Raw genomic sequence first — 19,232 nt, 5'->3', positions numbered from 1 at the left:
CTAAGCTCTCTGCCGTGGTCCGGAGGATCATTTATATAAAAAGGAAACACCACTCCACAACCCGGTACGCTGCTTAAATGCCCCCCGTTTTCTGAGGAAGATAGTCTATTCTGTCCTGATTTCTTTAGTTTTACTATTATTACCAGCACAGGAATTTTATTAGTCGGGAGTTTTAGTCATGCGTGTAACAGCCAAATTGCGTTTTTGGATTTTAGTTTGTATAGTAGCCATCTCGGGTTTTTCTCAAGGAATGCTTTTGCCGTTAATTGCGATTATTTTTGAGCAGGATGGGGTGTCTTCTGCCATGAGCGGCATCCACGCAACCGGGATCTATATCGGAATATTAATTGCTTCTCCTCTAATGGAGGCTCCTTTAAGAAAGTATGGCTACAGACCCTTGATTTTATTTGGGGGCTTTATTGTGGGGATGTCTCTTCTGTTATTTCCACTGTGGACTCATTTTTGGTTTTGGTTTTTGCTTCGGCTGCTTATAGGGGTAGGCGATCAAATGCTTCATTTATCAACGCAGACCTGGATTACTTCCACTTCTACAACCGAGCGCCGCGGCCGGAATATTGCATTGTATGGCCTGTTTTTTTCTTTGGGATTTGCCATTGGTCCGGCGATGAGTTCTTTGGTGGAGATCGATCGGTCCCTTCCATTTATTATCTCCGGTATCCTCACCTTTTTAACATGGGGTCTCGTTTTCTTGCTGAGAAATGATTTTCCTGATCAGGGAGAAATAGGAACAGCGACGATGCTTGGCACAATGAACCGATTTAAACAAGTATGGAAATATGCATGGGTTGCATTTCTTCCTCCTCTCAGCTACGGGTTTTTGGAAGCCTCGCTTCATGGCAATTTTCCTATTTATGCGCTAAGAAATGGACTTGAGGCAGGAGCAATAGCGATTATCCTTCCCGCTTTTTCAATTGGCGCAATTGTGTTTCAGCTGCCCCTTGGAATAATAAGTGATAAGTTTGGCCGGCACCGCGTTTTAATGGCAGTTTTACTGACAGGTGCCATTTGCTTTATCGGATCCGGTCTTGCAGGTACATCTGCTGCCTGGCTGATTGTAACTTTTTTTGCTGCTGGTATGGCTGTTGGTTCCACCTTCTCTCTCGGAATCAGTTATATGACCGATTTGCTGCCTAAATCTCTTCTTCCTGCCGGCAACATCATGTGCGGTATTGCGTTCAGCATTGGAAGCATCTCAGGTCCATCCCTCGGTGGTTTAATCATCCAGTTTTTTGCAGACGGATTTTTCTACCTGATCAGCTTCTTACTTTTCGGTGTATTTCTTAGCTTGATGGCATTTTCATTTATCCAGAAAAACAGATCTAAAAACGTTTCAATCAGTCCTTGAAGTATGTGAAAAGCTGAATATTAAAGAAGAATGAGGCTGGGACAAAACTCAAAAGAATGTAAAGAATGAAGACGTATTTATCAATAGTAAGAGGAGAGCGGAGCGGAAGGTGGCGACTCCTGCAGGATTTGACGGCAAGCTGAGACTATCCAGGGCAAGGCCCTGGAAAGGCTCAGCGCCGTCCCTGCGGAAAACGTCCATCTGAAGCGTAGCGAACCGGTCAAAGAGCTTGAGACACTTTTGTCCCAAGCTCATTCTTTTTTTCTTAATCTCCTGCTTTGCTATCAGTACCTCTATATCCAAAAATAACTGTCTATCTACCTCTATCCTCATCGAATACTAAAAAATCTCCTGTTACAACTTCTTTTCTCCCGTTTTATTGACGAATCACACTTTATGACTTATGGTTATATACATAACTATATAACCATATAACACAAGGTGGTGATCTCCTATTGAGTCAATCATTTAACGACAGCAAGCCTATTTTCCTTCAAATTAAAGATCGAATTGAAGACCAGATAGTGAACAATCAATTAAAAGAAAACGAACAAATCCCTTCTACCACTCAGCTTGTGACGTTTTATAAAGTGAATCATTTAACCGTTGCAAAGGGCATTAATTTACTCGTAGAGGCCGGTGTCATTTACAAAAAAAGAGGTGTGGGCATGTTTGTTGAAGAGGGTGCAAAAGAATTGCTAATTGAGGAACGAAAAAAAGGATTTGTGGATCAGTTTATCCTGCCAATGATGGAGGAAGCTCAAAAGCTGGGGATATCAGATAATGAACTATCATCACTAATGAAGCAGCTGAAAGGACGTGAAAGAGGATGAAAATGGAGATCGTTTTGGATCGTGTTACGATGAAATTTGGGGACTTTAAGGCAATCGATGACCTGTCTCTAAAGTTTGATGAGGGCAAAATCTACGGGTTAATCGGTCGCAACGGTGCCGGCAAAACAACACTTCTTTCGCTTCTTGCATCTTTTTTAGAACCTTCTGAGGGGAGCATTACTGCAAAGGGTGAGGCATTATTCGAAAATCCTGAGCTTATGCAGCACGTAACCTTTGTTTACGAAAAAGATTATCAGGAAGAAACCGAAAAAGTAAAAGCATATTTAGAAGCAGTTGAAGCTTATAAACCGTTTTATGATGCTCAATATGCCTTGGAATTAATAAGAGCATTTCGTATTCCATTAAATAAACCAGTCAATGAACTGTCGAAAGGAATGCTGTCTGCTCTTAACGTTACGATTGGTCTTGCCAGCAGGTCTCCAGTCACACTTTTTGATGAAGCTTACAGTGGTATGGACGCGCCAACACGTGAAATTTTTTATCAAAAAGTACTCGAAGATCATGCTCTGCACCCAAGAACCATCGTCCTGTCCACACATCTCGTGTCAGAAATGGACTATTTATTTGAAGAAGTAGTCATTTTGCATAAAGGAAAATTAGTTTTAAAAGAGCCGATTGACGTATTGCTTGAAAAAGGGGCCTCCATTACGGGATCGGCAGAAAATACAGATCTTTTTGCTCAAAACATGAAGAAACTTCATACGCAAAAGCTAGGTGGAACTAAATCTGTCACTGTGCTTGAAACACTTTCCGATCAACAGAGGCTGCAGGCGCGTCAATCCGGCCTGGAGATCGGTCCCGTCTCACTTCAGGATTTATTTACTCATCTGACAAAAGAGGGTGATTCCAATGAAAAAATTTAACCGCAATGAAATTAAAGTTACGTATGATATGACCACGGTTCAGCTGGGCTGGGCAGCTTGGATGATTGCCATTACACTCATTATTTTTATTGGCATTCGCTATTTTTTTGGAGATAAAAACGATTTAGGAATAGATGGGTTTTTCGTTTTCATCGAAAATCCTTATAAAATTTTCATGCTGGTCATTGGAATTCTTTCCGTCCCAAGCTTTTTGAGCTTTTACGTGAAGCTTGGGGTAACGAGAAAACAGTATTTCATAGGCACCGCATTTTCTTCGGCTGTATTATCTATGATTTTTATGGTGATTGCCATGATCATTGGCGGAATTGAGCAGCTCATTGCACCTGCTGAAGTTAAAACCTTTTTAGGAGCAAATGCTCCCTGGCTTACTATCTTCTTTGTATTCACGTTAAATATATTCATTTACTACCTCGCAGGCTGGCTCATTGGGGCAGGCTACTATCGTTATGGAGGATGGGGACTGTTTTTCACAATTAACGGTGCAGTTGGGTTGATTTTTATGATGGATCTATTTTGGTCACGGGAATTAAATACCCCTTTACACCGATTCCTTTCCCTGCAGACCCTTGAGAATTTTTCACTAGTCATCTCTTTTGTAGCATCTTTTATTTTATTGGCTATATCACTCTGGGTCATCCGTTCATTAACGAAAAGAGTAAGAATTAAGATGTAGATACAAAATAATAATAGCCTGAGACAAGGTATGTCTCAGGCTGTTTGATCGGATTACTTCGCTTCAGTGGGACGCTTTCCGCTGGAACAGGGGCTTGAGCCTTTTCAGCTCGTTGCCCGGAAATGGCTCAAGACTCTTTCTTCAAAATCGTCAGACTGTTTTCGGTTTTGAAGGTCTATGTCTTTTTCTTGCAGCCATTGTGGCATTGATCTGAGCACCAATCATCATAATGATGCCGGATAAATACAGCCAAATCATTAATACGATGATCCCTCCTACACTTCCGTAGGTTGAAGCATAGTTTCCAAAACTGCTAACGTAAAAGGAAAATAGAAAGGACGTAATGAGCCAGCCAGCTGCCGCAAATATCGCACCTGGGAGAACAGAAATAAATCTGATTCTCACATTTGGAATAAATGCATACAAACCGATAAAAACGACTAACAAAACAAATGGAGTTACTGCAAAGCGCAGCACGTTCCATAACGTGAGAAATGCTTCAGATAGTCCAAATGCAGAAAATACAATTTCTCCGATTTGCTGTCCGAAAATCGGCAAAAGCAATGCAATGACGACAACAGCTACCATAACGATGGTCCATACAACTGCCATGCCCCGTGCAATAATAAAGGGTCTTGTTTCCTCTACTTCATAGGCATGATTAAACGATTTCATCAGTGCGTTCATCCCGTTGGAAGCAGCCCAAAGGGTACCGAGCAAACCGACAGAGAGCAAGCCTGTATTCTCTCCGGTTGCCACCTCAGAGATGGTTGTTTCGATTATTGCCATGGACTCGCCAGGTGCAAATTCTCTGAAGAGTTCAAGCATTTGATCCTGAGTGATCGGCAGATAAGGAATAAGAGCAATTGCAAAAATTAAAAGAGGAAACAGCGATAATAAAAAGTAGTAAGCCAGCTGTGCTCCAAGTCCGGGTGTGTCAGCTCGGGTAAATCTGCCAAGCACTTCCTTCATAAAACCACCGGGAGAATTATAATCTCCCTGCCTGGCTCCTGTATGTATTGCTTCTGTCATATCCTCAAGATGTCTATTCTTCATTCCTTCTTTCCATTGTCTGCTGCTTTCACTGTTTCTGTTATTTGTACTTTGAGGAATTGCATTTGAATTTTTTTTATGTTCAGACATGTAATCCCTCCAGCTTTCAGATTTTATACTGTCTTTTTTCCCTCAGGGCTGTTTCGCTCAAGAAATAAATCCGAACGATTCTCATCCTCAGTTTCCTCGCTGCTAAGTGCGTGCTTATATGTTTCTCCAGAAGTTTCAAATGTCTCTTTTGTTTCAACTAAAATATTCTTGAGCTGTGGAGTCATATCTTTCACCTCATCCAGCTTAGAAGATAGAAATTCAAAATCCTCCTGGATCTGCTCTACGGTTACTTTTATTTTTTCAACTTTTGATTTAGTCTGCTGGGATAATTCTTTTGGATGTGTTGAATAGTAAGAAATGGCACGGCTGCTTTTTCTGTAAGCTTCGATTGTACTTCTTCTTGTTTCTTTATCGAATAAACTCACAGCTCCGCCAATTACTGCACCTAATAAAATTCCTGTTGACAATTTGTTTCCCGCCATGTAAATTCCTCCATTAACTAGTTTCTTTTATTTTATTTAGTAATGCCTTACAACCTTCATCAATTAGGCGATAAGCCTCATCAAAGTCCTTCGTATAATATGGATTCGGAACGTCCAAAGTATACGAATGGAATAATTCAAGCAATAAAAAGTAATGAGACCTGTGTGAAGAGCTTCGTGCGAGTTTTTCCAGATCCTTCAGTACTTCCCGGTCAAGAGAGATAATGTAATCTGCAGAATCAAGATTGTGTCTTTCAAGCTGCTTGGGATGGAGGCCTTCGGTGGGGAGTCCGTGCTCCTCAAGTACCGCTGTGATCGTCTTATCTGCGGCATCTTTATTCTGCCATTGGAAGGTTCCCGCAGAATTCACATGGATGCGCTCACTGAGGTTCTCCCTCACGAGTTTATCTTTCAGGATTGCTTCTGCAAGCAGCGAACGGCAATTATTCTGTTTTCCAACGAATAATACATGCTTCACTTAAAATCCTCCAACTTTTATTCTCCTCTTTATTTTACCTTAAATAGGCAGTTTGAAACCTTAAAAATCCTTTGAAGCAAAGCATTTTATATTTTTATTAATATTCGGAATATTTACTTTAAGGGGAAGTTACTGTATTCTAGTTTTTTGACAGGAAAATTAAAGGGGGAGTTTGATGGAAGCACTCGAGAAGTTTCTTGGTGAAGTGAGTGGTCTCGTCTGGGGACCTCCTCTGCTGATTCTATTGGTCGGCACAGGAATTTATCTTACACTCCGCTTAGGCGGAATACAGTTCAGATTGACAGCTTATTCATTAAAATTGGCATTTTCAAAAAATCAGGACAAAAAATCGGAAGGAGATATTTCTCACTTTCAGTCTCTGATGACTGCAATGGCTGCGACTGTGGGTACAGGAAACATTGTAGGTGTTGCTACCGCAGTTGTATTAGGCGGACCTGGCGCTATTTTCTGGATGTGGCTCTCTGCCGTTTTTGGAATGGCTACAAAATATGCTGAAGCAGTTCTCGCGGTGAAGTATCGTGTGCAGGACGAGGACGGTGAGATGTCCGGCGGTCCGATGTATTATTTGGAAAGAGGACTGAAACAAAAATGGCTTGGTGTCCTTTTTGCTCTATTTGGAGCAGTTGCAGCATTCGGAATTGGAAATATGGTTCAATCAAATTCTGTTTCAGATGTAGTGGCAGATACTTTTGGAATTAACACGTGGATTACGGGAATTGTACTTACAGTATTCACAGCTTTGGTGATACTTGGCGGAATTAAAAGCATCGGAAAAGTTACTTCACTTTTCGTCCCTATTATGGTTGCATTTTATTTAGCAGCAGGACTTATTGTCATGATTTTGAATTTTTCTCTTATTCCTGATGCATTTGCTACTATTTTTTCGCAGGCTTTTGGAAATGATGCCATTGCGGGCGGTGTAATTGGTGCCATCATCCGGTACGGAGTTGCGCGTGGAGTATTTTCAAATGAAGCGGGTCTTGGTTCTGCCCCTATTGCAGCGGCGGCAGCCAAAACCGATATGCCAGGACGCCAGGGACTCGTTTCTATGACACAGGTGTTCCTTGATACACTGATTGTTTGTTCTATAACCGGTCTTACAATTGTTATGGCTGGGTTATATGAAGGTGGAGATTTGGAAGGCGGAGCATTAACCTCCGCATCTTTTGAACATTTCATAGGCGGCTTTGGCCCCATTATCGTAACGATTGGACTTGTCTTCTTTGCAGCGTCTACGATAATTGGCTGGTCTTACTACGGGGAAAAATGTTTTCAGTATTTAGTGGGTTCAAAAAAACTGAATACATGGTACCGCGTCTTGTTTGTTATTGCCGTCATGATCGGTTCAGTTGCTTCCTTAGATGTAGTTTGGCTATTCTCTGATGTGATGAATGGCTTGATGGCATTCCCTAACTTAATTGGTCTTCTTGGACTCTCAGGTGTAGTCGTTTATGAAACAAAGCAGATTCAAAAGAAAATAAAAGAAGAGAAAGCAGAGAAACGCAAAACTGCTTAAACTCTTTTCAGTTCTTATTGACAGATCGATTAAATCATGGAAAGATGAAGATGACGGATCGAAGGGACTGAAGATTAGATGAATTTGTCTGTAAAATCTACTGAAAACGCTGAATATATGATTGACCAAATTAAAGATCGCTTAAGAATTGTAAATGCAGGCGCAATTAAAGCCACACATTTTGATGAAGAAATGTACGAAGAACTGCATGACCTGTATACAATGGTTATGAAACGCGATAATTTCAGCCCAAGCGAAATGCAGGCAATTGCTGAAGAACTGGGTAATTTGCGTAAAAATCAATAGATTTTATTTAAAAGAGGCTGTTACAAAACTCAAAAAAGTTTAAAAAATGACGATATTATTTATTACTAGTATTAGGTGAGCGGAGCGGAAGGTGGCGACTCCTGCAGGACATGACGGCAAGCTGAGACCCCGAAAGGCAGAGCCTGAGGAGGGCTCAGCGCCGTCCCTGCGGAAAGCGTCCGCCTGAAGCGCAGCCGAACCGGTCAAAGAGCTTGAGACACACTTTTGTCCCAAGCTCTTTTTCTATGAAGCTTTTTCAACCTCGTTTTCGCTCATTGATTTTTCCTCTTCTTCTACAGGGGTGTGTATTTCCTGCTCTACATTAAATTGAGATAAATGAACGTTTAACTGTTCTGCATCCTGTTCAAGATCCTTCGCTGTTTCAAATACCTGCTGCATAGTAGAATAAGCGTCTTCTGCACTTGCTGAGGTTTCTTCAATCCCTGCAGCAGCCTCTTCAGAAACCGCTGCAATTTGTTCGATATTCTGATTAATTTCATTTGTCCTCTTTACGACATCATAGAGGGAATTCGCCACTGTTGTTATTTCTGCTGACACCTGCTTAACCTGGTCATTTATACTTGAGAAGGATTGATTCGTTTTTTCCATTTGATCCGTTCCTTCTTCAACCAGACCATACCCCTGCTTTAACACTTCCACTACTTCTTTTGATTCTGTCTGGATCGTTAAAATGATTGATGTGATGCCTGAAATGGATGAAGATACTTGTTCTGCAAGCTTGCGAACTTCATCTGCAACGACCGCAAAGCCTCTGCCATGCTCACCGGCTCGTGCTGCTTCTATCGCAGCATTCAAAGCCAGTAAATTCGTTTGGTCTGCAATCTGCTGTATTACCTGCACAAGCTGGCTGATATTTTCAGTCTGACTGTCGAGCCCTTCCACCCGGTTCATTGCAAGCTTAAAGTTATGGTTAATATCCTGGACCTTTTGAATGGTTTCGCTCATGTTCGCTGCTCCCTCTTTCGTCAGCACAAGTGTTTTCTCTGCTGTATCCCGGGCTTGTTCCCCGAGCGAGGCGGAAGATGAGATTTCGTTAGAAAAAGCAGTAATTTTATGACTTAGTGAACTGGAAGATTCAGCTTGAATTCCGGCACCATCAGCAAGCTCGATCATCGTACTTGCAATTTGGCTGCTGCCCTCCCTAACCTCACTTGCATGGGAAGAGAGCATACTCCCCCGTGATAAAACGGTTGATGAAACTGAATTTATATCTGATACCAAATGCCGGAGCTGTGTATTCATTTCATTTACAGTGTTTACTAATGTGCCGAGCTCATCCTTGCTGTTTATAATAAGCGGGTCGGCAGGGAGCTGTCCTCTCGCAATCGCTTTCATTCTTGAAGTAACCATGCGTATTGGTTTGGTAATCCGGTGGGCTGCAAGCATACTTAATCCAAAAGAAGCTGCTAAAACGATAGAGGTCACGACAACTATGGTCAAAATCATGTTTTCAGCCTGTGCCTCGTTTTCTAAAATAGCAAGATCCATCTTCGCCTGCTGTTCTTCAGACAGAGTCGTCAAACTGTCCATCAATGACCTCGCTGTGGGTTCATAATTTGAACGGAAAAACACTCTTGCCTCTTCTTCTCTTCCACTGTCATACATACTGAATACCCGTTGTTCCACATTATCCTGCCAGACTCTTGCGATCGTCAAAACCGAACTGACATCACTGCCGGCACTTAATTCCTGAAGCTGTTCAGAAATTTGATCATTTTGCTCTGAAAGCGCCAAAAATCTTTCCTTGTAATCCTGCTCTCCATATAAAAGATAGCCTCTCGTTAAAGCGATCTGCTGTGAAATATTATATTTTTTCTCCTGATCAAGCGTCAGCATAGCCATATCAGAATCCACCATCTCTTTTGTATGCGCATTCATTTCATTCACTTTAAACACCGTAAAACCAGATAAGCCTATAATTAATAATATGACACCCAGGAAATAAACAAGCAGTTTCCATTTCAGCTTTTTCATTTTCTTCCTCCCCTATGTATAAAACAAAAGTACTATTTATCTATTAAGTATATCGACCTAAACTATTTATTGTAAATAGAGGAAACAAAAAAAGAGGATCATATAAAAAAATTCTAAATAAAAACTATGGGCAAGTACTTTCTTAATCTGATAAACAAATTGTATTAGATCCACACGAAAAAACCGCCTCAGCTTCCTTGAACGGAAGACTAAGGCGGTTCCTTTATTTCTTGGTTACATTATGATAGTAATTTTAAAGCTTCTCTGGTGAAAGCAGGGATGTCATCAGGTGTACGGCTTGTCACGAGCTGGTTCCCGCAAACAACGACCTCTTCATCCTTGTATGTGGCGCCTGCATATTCCATGTCCACTTTAATTGAAGTAAATCCGGTTGCAGTTCGACCTTCAAGTGATTTAGCTGTGATTAACAGCTGTGGACCGTGGCATATTGAAAATACAGGTTTTTTGTCATCCATAAACGATTTTGCGAATGCCACAAATCTCTCATCTCCGCGGAGCAGATCCGGTGAAAAGCCGCCTGGAATAAAGAGTGCATCAAAGTCCTGAGGAGAGACATCATCGATTGACTTATCAATCGTTACAGTAGCTTCTCCCTGTTTTCCTGTTACCTGACTGCCTGCTTCTTTTTCAATAGTCACGACTTCGTGACCAGCTTCCTTAAAAGATTGAGCAGGATCTGTATACTCTACATCTTCGAAATAGCTTGTTAAAACTGTTGCAATTTTAGCCAATGAAAACATCTCCTTCTAAATAAATTGATTCATATAAGTTATTTTCCACCAGAAGAGGAAATTAAACATACATTAAGAATCCTTTTGTATTTTCACGATAAACCATCCGCCTTCTCTGATAATCGCAGAGGGCTTGTCCATTTTAAAGCCTGCTTTTTCCGTAATCTCACGCAGTTCATCTTCAGATGGAATTGGATATAAGTTGTCGAAGGTTAAAAAGAAACTGTTAAATGCACTTGAGAACTGCTTGCCATGCTTTGCTTTTTGCAGTGGAGATATGATGGTTGCAATCCCATTTTCTTTTATAATTTCGGACAACCGTTCAAAGAATGCCTGCCTGTCTTCAGGATTAATATAGTGCAGCAAATTGTTAACCATTACATAATCAAGAGGCTCTTCTGGTTCATATTCTTCTATATCAGAATGAATAATTTCAATATTTTCATAGGGACCAGAAGCTTCCTTGGCACTCTCAGCAACTTCTTTGCTGATTTCAACCCCTTTGAGGTTTAGATCAGGATATTTCTTTGCAAGACGGATCAAATAACCTGCCTCTCCACACCCGATGTCCAATATTGACTTCACATCGTGTTTTTTTACATTCCGGTCTATTAAATGGAAGGCGAGCAGCTCCAACAGAGTAGACGTTTTTGCCACTGTAGGCGCGTGCTGCTCTGAATCAAAATGATTGCGCTTCTTTTCTCTCATTAATTCAGGATAGGAAAGCAAGGACGGAATATGCAGCTCCATCATTTCTTTTAACAAATCTCCGGAAGAAGGGTGGTTCTCTTTGCCTTTCGGAAGCTTCCAGGATTTTTTGATGCTTACCCTGCCCTTATCATCTTTTTTCAAATGCTTTAATGCAACTCCAACCTCTACCCATTGCTCAAGCAGCTCAGGCTCCAGATCATAAGCATCTGCTACATCCTCTACTCTCACTGGGCGTTTAAATGCTTCAAATAAATTTAAGTCAAAACCGACATAGGCATGCCAGCTGTATAAAAATGGTACGTTTGTTTTCATCCATATTCTTGCTTTCCACATATTCTGCAAGTCTTTTATCATCCTCGGTCTTCCCCTTTCAAAGGAAATCTCTTTTTATTTGTATGGTCTAACCTCATGCACTGAAAGAATAAATATGTACGATAATTTCGTTGTAATATCTACTTATCCCTGAACAAGTGATTCCAGAATAAAGCCATTTACACTTGAACTTCTACTGTCTGCAACACTTATACTCCTTTGTGTATCCTTTCTGATTAAAAAGAAAACAAATAAATGTGTTTTTTTATAGCTTTATGTAAAAAATAGTCTAATTTACGCAATAACACCTTTTTTCTAACCAGTTTAGAGATTGCTTAGAGACCTATGAAAAAAAATTTAAGAAAGATATACCCTATCGATGTAATCGGAATGCACCAGCTTAAGCAGTATAAATAGCATGAAGGACGTAGAGTAGAGGCGACTCAAACACCTGACCAGTCAAAAAGCCTGAGACACATTTGTCCCAGGCTCTCACCTCTTTTACTTGGTTTATCTATGTCTAATTTCAGGAACTGGTAAGGGGCACTGTCAGTCTTACAATTGTTCCTTTATTCAACTTACTTTCTATTTTAAATGAACCTTTATGATTTTCTATGATCTTTCTGCAGATCATTAACCCTAGTCCCGTTCCTTTCTCTTTCGTGCTGTAAAATGGTTCGCCAAGCTTCCTCAGACGCTCCTCATCTATGCCGGTGCCAGTGTCTTGTATTGTCACGATTGCTTTTGCATCTTCTTTCTCAAGAATAACAGTGAGTGTACCGCCGCCTGGCATTGCTTCAATTGCATTCATGAATAAGTTAAGAAAAACCTGCTTAATTTTATGTGATTCACATTCACACGCTACCTCTTCAATTGAGAGAGCAATTTTGACATTATTTTTTAGTGCTTCAATTTTTATAAATTCTACCGATTGAACCATAATCGTTTTCAGTGAATTCATTTTAGAAGTAATGGCCTGAGGCTTCGCGAGAGTTAGCAGCTCCCCTGTAACATATTCAATACGGTTTAGTTCATTTTGAAGCAGTTCTATATAAGCAGATGCATTCTGCTCTTCTCCCAGAAGCTGCAGAAACCCTTTTAATGTAGTTAAGGGATTGCGGATTTCATGAGCCACCCCTGCTGCAAGCTGACCAACAAGTGCCAGCTGTTCGGATTTTTTCAGCAAGTCCTCTGTTGTTTTTAAAGTAGACAGATCCTGAACAATGACAGCTATTCCAATAACTGTTCCTTTTTTAGAGCGGATTGAAGACATATGGAGAGAAATCGTACAGGCTTTTCCGTCTTTTTTCCGGAATGTGGTTTCAAGATACTCAAGATCGTCCCCTTTTAACGCATTGCTGATGTTTTCTTTGTCTTCAGAAGACAGATCTTCGTGGAAAAGCTCTTGAATGCTTCTGCCCATGAATTCTTCCTTTTGCAGTCCGAAAATAGATTCAAACTTATGGTTCATAGCAAGAAATAATCCACTTTCAGACAATAAAGAAGCTCCATCGTTTGTATGATTAAAATAAGCTTCGAGCAAATACGCTGTTTCCTTTAGCTTATGATCCATTTTAACAATTTCGGTAATATCTCTGCCGACTCCAAACGCTCCCTCTATTTTACCATCAATCACAATCGGTACTAATGTACAGCTGATATGACTTTCACTATCGTCAGAATTACGGATGACTGTGTTGTAGGACTGCGCCTCGCCAGCCAATGCTTTCTGCAGATATTCTTTCGTAATTTCATATCTGTCAGGCCTTACAAAATCACGATAATCCTTGCCTACCAGTGTATCATTCGAAATTTTCATCCTTTTTTCAGCAGCAGAATTAATTTCTCTTACAATATAATCACGATCAATAAGAAAAACATTATCTATATGATCGTACATTAAGGACTGATACTTTTGCTTATTTCGTTCCAGTTCCCATTGTGTATTTTTCATATCTGTTATGTCTGTTACAAGGCAGATAATTTCTGTGGTGATCCCTTCTTCCACAGCAGGTATCACAGAGGCGATAAATTCAAGTCCGCAGATCGTCCCCTCATAAGTAGCTTCAATTTGCTGGTCCCAAACCTTGTGGCACAGAGGCACATAGTTCTCAAGCTCCTGTTTTGGGAAAACGGAATGCAATTTTTGATTTTTCAACGTCTGGGGGTCTAATTTCAATTTTTTAAATAAGCTCCCCGTACCTAATTTAATCACGAAATCGTCTTTGTCTTTCTTTAATTTCAATAAAAATACAGAATGCGAGATGGATGGAACTTCTTTATTTCCTATAAAAGCATTTGCTGATGAACTGTCTACACTCTGCTCAATGCAGTCCTCAAAAGTGATTTGAACCAGTCTGATCTTTTCTTTGCCATAATCTGAAGGAGCGGCTGTGATCCTTATGGCTTCTTCACCTGATAGAGTAGGAAGAGTCATTTCAGAAGTGATCTCCTGATTTCCCTTAAATGCATTTATTATGCAAGAGAGTAAATTTATGTTGCGGAAGGCATCAAAATCCGTTAGAAAAGTGGATGAACTCGTCTTATTTAAACTAAATAATTTGGTGAGTGAGTCATTCATTCCGACTATTTGCAGCCTCTCATCTACAATAGCTACCGGTTTTTCATTCTGCTTTTTATAGAATTTTCTTTTTTGCGGGATATGCTCCATATACATTCCCTCTCTCTATATGTTGTTGATACAATTTTATCAATTTTATAGTATGAATGAAAGATTTTAAGCGGTTCTAATCAGTGTTTATATTATACTATACGAAAAAGCGCAAAACCCTGATTGCTGGCCTTGCGCTTTTTATTTTACTTTTTCTTAATGTCTTTTAAATAATACTTATCTGAAGTAAAAAATTCATGTTTGAGTTCTTTTACCTTATTGCTTAACAGCAGGATTGCGATTAAGTTAGGAATTAAAATCGCAGCAAGCATGATATCCAGGAAGCCCCAGATCACTTCTGCAGCTCCAACTGCACCTAAGACGATGGCAGCCAAATAAACAAATTGAATAGCGTAGGAAGCTTTTAAGCCGAATAAAAACTCTGCCTGCTTTGCTCCGTAAAAGATGATAACCAAGATCGTTGAAAGTACAAAGAAGATTAACGATACCGTTACAAGGATGCTTCCAAAGGTACCAAAATAGCTTTCAAATGCAATCGTTGTTAGTGCACTGCTGTTCTCCATTGCATTTTCTCCCGTCCAAACCCCGGAAGATAAAACAACAAAAGCAGTTGCCGTACAAATGACTAAAGTATCAACAACGATTCCCCCAATTGACCAGAAGGCCTGACGAACGGGATGGTCGGTTTGAGCAGCTGCGTGAGCCATTGGCGCTGTACCGAGTCCTGCTTCATTGGAATACAAACCACGCGCAAACCCCCAGCGAATGACATCAACGATTGCTGCACCGGCGAATCCACCAACTACAGGTGCTGGAGAAAAAGCATTAGAGAAGATTAAGTTAAAAAATTCAGGAAGCATATTTAAATTCATAAACAATATAACAAGCGCTCCGCCAACATAAACAAGAGCCATGAAAGGAATAAAAATCTGTGTGACCTGGCCAATTCTCTTAATCCCGCCAAATACAATGATCCCCACAATTACCGCTACTGCAATTCCTGTCCAAAGAGCCGGAATATTAAAAGACTCTTCAACGGTGCTTGATAATGAATTTCCCTGCACCATAATACTTGGAATCAGTTCAAGCATTAGAGCGAAGGAGAACCAAATACCAAGCCATTTCATTCCAAGTCCTTTTGTCATATAGTACATAGGACCGCCGACAAATTCTCCTGCTTCATTTTTTTCGCGGTAATGAACAGCCAATGCGCTTTCGGAAAATTTAAGTGACATTCCAATCAAGGCAATTACCCACATCCAAAAGACTGCACCTGGTCCTCCAAACATAATGGCAGCGGGTACTCCGACAATGTTTGCAGCCCCGACCGTTGAGGATAATGCTGAGGTCAGAGCCTGAAATGGCGTAACCGTCCCTTCGCCTTTTGGCTTCTTAAAAATACTTCCGAATGTTTGCTTAAAAATATAAATAGGATAGCGAAACTGAATAAAACCGAGTTTTACAGTCATAAAGATTCCCGAAAATAGTAAAATAGCGATTAATGGATAACCCCACAGCTGCTCTGAAAAAGTAGCCACTCCTTCTAAAAAACCTTCCAAATACTTCTCCCCCTTTTAAGTAAATAGTTTATGTAAAGTTAACTAATAAATGGTTTTCCCTGCCTGATGCAAACTAAACAAGAAAATTGATATTTTTTGTCACATATTAGGATAATTGCTTTTAAAGTGCAAAGTGGCTGATAAGTGGCTCAGCATCCTATCCAGTGTCTCTAAATTTGTTTTGTCTTTCAGTAAGTATTTTCTGAGAAACGAAAAATAGCCTGAGACAAGTGTCTCAAGCTCTACGGCCGGTTCATTGGACTTCAGGCGGAAACAGATACGACGCTGAGCCTTTTCAGAGCGCCCTCCTGTAAAGTCTTCAGCAACCGTCATATCCTGCAGAGCGCCGCTACCTCCCGCTTTATCCGCCTCATGCAATTTAAACTTCTCTTAAATGTGTCTATACCCTATTTGATTCTAGTATCCTGTTAATTTTATGAAGGCGAAGGCTGGAACGGCACATCCATTGTCTATTTATGTTATCGACTAACAACATCACTGGATACCTTAGGCAAAATTAAAATTTCCACTCTTCTGTTTTGTGCTCTGCCTGATTCAGAATCATTTGAAGCGATTGGCTGATATTCTCCAAAGCCTTTTGCGCTGAACCATTGCGGATCGAGGTTCGGATTATTGATCACCAGCTTCATAAAATTAACTGCTCTCATCACGCTTAATTCCCAGTTAGAACTGAAGTCGGCACTTCCAATCGGTACATTATCAGTGTGTCCGGATATAATCACATTTCGTGGCGGATCAAATTCAAGAAGCTGTGCAACTTCTTCTGCTGCTCCGCTGTAAGAGGCCTGAACCGTTGCGGATCCTGAAGCAAATAGGACATTATCCCGGATGGTCAGCAAAAGCCCTTCATCTGTCAGCTGGGTGGCAAATTGATCGTTCAAATTGTTTTTAGATATATATTCATTAATGGCACGCTGAATTTCCTTTAGTTCTTCCTGGTCTCTCGCAATAGCTGAATCCCGTTCTGCCTGCACATCCAGAATTTCCTGAACCGTCTGCTCTGCTTCTGTTAATTCCATGTCCGTTTCATTGGCTCCATCTACAGGGTCAATCTGATCTTCCTCATCGTTTTCTTCAATCAGGCTGGCATAATCCAGCACGTTTTCTCCGCCTGTAAAGATATCATTGAAAACCTGTGACATTTGCTGGAACTTAGCTTCATTCACACTGCTGCTTGCAAATAACACAATAAACAGCGCTAAAAGTAAAGTTAACAGATCCGCATAGGGAAGCAGCCAGGACTCATCTACATGCTCTTCGTGTTTATGTTTTTTTCTACGCCTCGACACTTTCAACCGCCCCGCTTTCATCCATTAGCTTTTCTCTTTCTTTCGCTGGCAGATAAGATGCAAGCTTTTGCTCGATGACTCTGGGCGCCTCTCCTTCCAAAACAGATAAAATGCCTTCAATCATCATATTTTTGATCATCACTTCATTTGTTGATTTCCTTTTTAGTTTATTGGCAAATGGATGCCATAAAACATAGCCGGTGAAAATTCCTAGCAGAGTAGCAATAAAAGCAGCAGAAATCGCATGTCCCAGTGCCTCTGTATCATTCATATCGCCAAGTGCAGCAATCAGGCCTACAACCGCTCCCAAAACGCCGAGTGTGGGGGCATACGTTCCTGCCTGGGTAAAGATCGATGCTCCTGAAAGATGACGTTCTTCCATCGCATCAATTTCTTCTGACAGTACATCTCTAATATAGTCTGCGTTCTGGCCGTCAATTGCTAACCCAAGACCATTTCGTAAAAAAGAATCTTCAATTTCTTCTGTCTTTGTTTCAAGAGCCAGCAGGCCTTCTTTCCTAGCAAGCTCTGCCCATTCACCAAACATCCTGATGACCTGCTTAACATCCGTTGATTTGTTTTCTTTAAAAAGAATGCCAAAAAGCTTCGGAACACGTTTTAATTCTGACATGGGAAATGCAATGGTCACAGACGCAACCGTTCCTAAAATGATAATCATTAAAGCTGGACCATTTAAAAGAGCACTCGGCTCTACACCCTTCAGTACTATACCAATGCCAATCGCTAAAAATCCGAATATTATTCCAAATACCGTGGACTTATCCAATCATTTCACCTACATTCACAGATTTCTTGCTTACTTTCTTTATATCGGTAAACATGGACTGCATTTTAGATTTTTATTTTTTATCCAACAAAAGAGGGCTTTTTTTGATTTATTAAAATTAATTGATAAAATAAATATGAATCTATTTACATAAAGGAGACTGAATTTATGACGCATCAGGAATTATTAGATAAGTATGCTGACCTCGCTGTAAAAGTAGGCGTTAATATACAGCCGGACCAGTGGCTGTACATTGGAGCAAGTATTGAAAACGCACCATTTGTAAGACTTGTTACAAAAAAAGCATATGAAGCTGGCGCAAGACAGGTTTTTGTCGACTGGGCAGATGATGAAGTGAACCGTATGCGGTACGATCTGGCCCCTGAGGATTCGTTCAGTGAATTCCCGGAATGGAAGCGAATTGAGCGTGAATCCATGGCGAAAGAAGGTGCTGCATTTATGAATATTGTTTCTGCAAGCCCTGACTTATTAAAAGGAGTGGATCCTGAGAAGATCTCTTCATTCCAGCAGGCAGCAGGCAAAGCACTTTCTCAATACCGCAAGTACATTCAGTCAGATAAAGTAAGCTGGACCGTGATAGCCGCTCCATCTGCGGGCTGGGCGAAAAAAGTGTTTCCGGATCATTCAGAGGAAGAGGCAGTAAGCTCATTATGGAACGCCATTTTTAAGGCCGTCCGTGTAGATCAGCCAGACCCTGTAGCAGCATGGAAAGAGCATGATGAGACGCTTCATGAGAAAGCAGCTTACCTAAACGCAAAAAAATACACAAAGCTTCATTACACAGCTCCAGGCACTGACTTAACGATTGAACTGCCAAAAGGCCATCTTTGGGCGGGAGCTGGCAGCATAAATGAAAAAGGACACACCTTTATGGCTAACATGCCGACAGAAGAAGTTTTCACTGTCCCCCATAAAGACGGTGTAAATGGAACTGTTACAAATACAAAGCCTCTTAGCTATGGAGGAAATATAATAGATGGTTTCACTCTCACCTTTGAAAATGGCAGGATTGTTGATGTAAAAGCAGATGAAGGTGAACAAATACTAAAAAAATTAATCGGGACAGACGAAGGCTCACAACGTCTGGGTGAAGTGGCTTTAGTGCCTCATAAGTCACCGATTTCTCAATCAAATGTCTTGTTTTACAACACGCTTTTTGACGAAAATGCGTCTAATCATCTTGCCATCGGCAGTGCCTACGCATTTTGTGTAGAAGGCGGTAAAACGATGAATGAAGAGGAACTTGCAAGCAGCGGTCTTAACAGCAGCATTACACATGTTGATTTTATGATCGGCTCAGATCAAATGAGTATAGATGGAATTAATGAAGACGGTACAGCAGAACCCGTATTTAAAAATGGCGACTGGGCATTTTAATTACTGAGCGCTGACTGCAGCTATAACTAGAACTGCGAGGTTGGGACTTAACTTAAATAGTTTAGAAATTGAGACAGTATATACCGCAAAGT

17 protein-coding genes are annotated in these 19,232 nt (G+C 40.7%); 7 read left to right on the top strand and 10 right to left on the bottom strand.

Annotated features, from left to right (window positions below; translation table 11 throughout):
- Positions 1 to 178 precede the first annotated feature (178 nt).
- The 4 genes from P6709_RS16340 (at position 179) to P6709_RS16325 (ending at position 3,777) form a co-directional block, all read left to right on the top strand.
- Positions 179 to 1,366: an MFS transporter gene (locus P6709_RS16340; protein ID WP_278242011.1), complete on the top strand. Its 1,188-nt coding sequence runs from the start codon at positions 179 to 181 to the stop codon at positions 1,364 to 1,366.
- Between the two features lie 455 nt (positions 1,367 to 1,821).
- Complete coding sequence (locus P6709_RS16335) at positions 1,822 to 2,199, top strand: GntR family transcriptional regulator (protein ID WP_278242010.1); 378 nt, start codon at positions 1,822 to 1,824, stop codon at positions 2,197 to 2,199.
- Positions 2,196 to 3,083: an ATP-binding cassette domain-containing protein gene (locus P6709_RS16330; protein ID WP_278242009.1), complete on the top strand. Its 888-nt coding sequence runs from the start codon at positions 2,196 to 2,198 to the stop codon at positions 3,081 to 3,083. The genes P6709_RS16335 and P6709_RS16330 overlap by 4 nt, the downstream gene beginning before the upstream one ends.
- Positions 3,070 to 3,777 (top strand): hypothetical protein, encoded by a 708-nt coding sequence (locus P6709_RS16325; RefSeq protein ID WP_278242008.1) that lies wholly within the window; start codon positions 3,070 to 3,072, stop codon positions 3,775 to 3,777. The genes P6709_RS16330 and P6709_RS16325 overlap by 14 nt, the downstream gene beginning before the upstream one ends.
- A gap of 150 nt (positions 3,778 to 3,927) precedes the next feature.
- Here P6709_RS16325 and P6709_RS16320 read toward each other — a convergent pair whose 3' ends face one another.
- The 3 genes from P6709_RS16320 to P6709_RS16310 are packed head-to-tail and all read right to left on the bottom strand — an operon-like array spanning position 3,928 to position 5,841.
- Complete coding sequence (locus tag P6709_RS16320; protein ID WP_278242007.1) at positions 3,928 to 4,920, bottom strand: YihY/virulence factor BrkB family protein; 993 nt, start codon at positions 4,918 to 4,920, stop codon at positions 3,928 to 3,930.
- A 23-nt stretch (positions 4,921 to 4,943) separates the two neighbouring features.
- Positions 4,944 to 5,363, bottom strand: coding sequence for a YtxH domain-containing protein (locus tag P6709_RS16315; protein WP_278242006.1), 420 nt, complete (start codon positions 5,361 to 5,363; stop codon positions 4,944 to 4,946).
- Between the two features lie 13 nt (positions 5,364 to 5,376).
- The gene (locus tag P6709_RS16310; RefSeq protein WP_278242005.1) at positions 5,377 to 5,841 is read right to left on the bottom strand and encodes an arsenate reductase/protein-tyrosine-phosphatase family protein; all 465 of its coding nucleotides are present in this window, start codon (positions 5,839 to 5,841) and stop codon (positions 5,377 to 5,379) included.
- 175 nt (positions 5,842 to 6,016) lie between these two features.
- Between P6709_RS16310 and P6709_RS16305 the strand changes: the two genes are divergently transcribed.
- Both P6709_RS16305 and P6709_RS16300 read left to right on the top strand, forming a co-directional pair.
- Positions 6,017 to 7,378, top strand: a complete 1,362-nt coding sequence (locus P6709_RS16305) for an alanine/glycine:cation symporter family protein (protein WP_278242004.1) — start codon at positions 6,017 to 6,019, stop codon at positions 7,376 to 7,378.
- Positions 7,379 to 7,456: 78 nt separating this feature from the next.
- Positions 7,457 to 7,684 (top strand): DUF1128 domain-containing protein, encoded by a 228-nt coding sequence (locus tag P6709_RS16300; protein WP_278242003.1) that lies wholly within the window; start codon positions 7,457 to 7,459, stop codon positions 7,682 to 7,684.
- 243 nt (positions 7,685 to 7,927) lie between these two features.
- Here P6709_RS16300 and P6709_RS16295 read toward each other — a convergent pair whose 3' ends face one another.
- The 7 genes from P6709_RS16295 to motA all read right to left on the bottom strand — a co-directional run bounded on the left by P6709_RS16295 (position 7,928) and on the right by motA (position 17,742).
- Positions 7,928 to 9,679, bottom strand: coding sequence for a methyl-accepting chemotaxis protein (locus P6709_RS16295; RefSeq protein ID WP_278242002.1), 1,752 nt, complete (start codon positions 9,677 to 9,679; stop codon positions 7,928 to 7,930).
- A 239-nt stretch (positions 9,680 to 9,918) separates the two neighbouring features.
- A complete protein-coding gene (locus P6709_RS16290) occupies positions 9,919 to 10,431 on the bottom strand; it encodes a type 1 glutamine amidotransferase domain-containing protein (RefSeq protein ID WP_278242001.1) in 513 nt (170 codons plus the stop codon).
- A 72-nt stretch (positions 10,432 to 10,503) separates the two neighbouring features.
- Positions 10,504 to 11,496 carry a class I SAM-dependent methyltransferase gene (locus P6709_RS16285; protein WP_278242000.1) on the bottom strand — a complete coding sequence of 331 codons (993 nt, stop codon included), beginning with the start codon at positions 11,494 to 11,496 and terminating at the stop codon, positions 10,504 to 10,506.
- 484 nt (positions 11,497 to 11,980) lie between these two features.
- The gene (locus P6709_RS16280; RefSeq protein WP_278241999.1) at positions 11,981 to 14,125 is read right to left on the bottom strand and encodes a PAS domain S-box protein; all 2,145 of its coding nucleotides are present in this window, start codon (positions 14,123 to 14,125) and stop codon (positions 11,981 to 11,983) included.
- Between the two features lie 146 nt (positions 14,126 to 14,271).
- Complete coding sequence (locus tag P6709_RS16275) at positions 14,272 to 15,645, bottom strand: alanine/glycine:cation symporter family protein (protein ID WP_278241998.1); 1,374 nt, start codon at positions 15,643 to 15,645, stop codon at positions 14,272 to 14,274.
- A 479-nt stretch (positions 15,646 to 16,124) separates the two neighbouring features.
- Positions 16,125 to 16,955, bottom strand: coding sequence for a flagellar motor protein MotB (motB, locus tag P6709_RS16270; protein WP_278241997.1), 831 nt, complete (start codon positions 16,953 to 16,955; stop codon positions 16,125 to 16,127).
- Positions 16,942 to 17,742 carry a flagellar motor stator protein MotA gene (gene motA, locus P6709_RS16265; RefSeq protein ID WP_278241996.1) on the bottom strand — a complete coding sequence of 267 codons (801 nt, stop codon included), beginning with the start codon at positions 17,740 to 17,742 and terminating at the stop codon, positions 16,942 to 16,944. The genes motB and motA overlap by 14 nt, the downstream gene beginning before the upstream one ends.
- Positions 17,743 to 17,910: 168 nt before the next feature.
- On the opposite strand from motA, the gene P6709_RS16260 reads away from it, so the two are divergent.
- Complete coding sequence (locus P6709_RS16260; RefSeq protein WP_278241995.1) at positions 17,911 to 19,140, top strand: aminopeptidase; 1,230 nt, start codon at positions 17,911 to 17,913, stop codon at positions 19,138 to 19,140.
- The last annotated feature ends 92 nt before the right edge of the window (positions 19,141 to 19,232 follow it).

Origin of the sequence: Jeotgalibacillus sp. ET6 (assembly GCF_029667115.1) — a bacterium.
Lineage (GTDB): Bacteria > Bacillota > Bacilli > Bacillales > Jeotgalibacillaceae > Jeotgalibacillus.
Note: the sequence above shows the minus strand (reverse complement) of the source record. Positions and strands in the feature narration are given on the sequence as shown.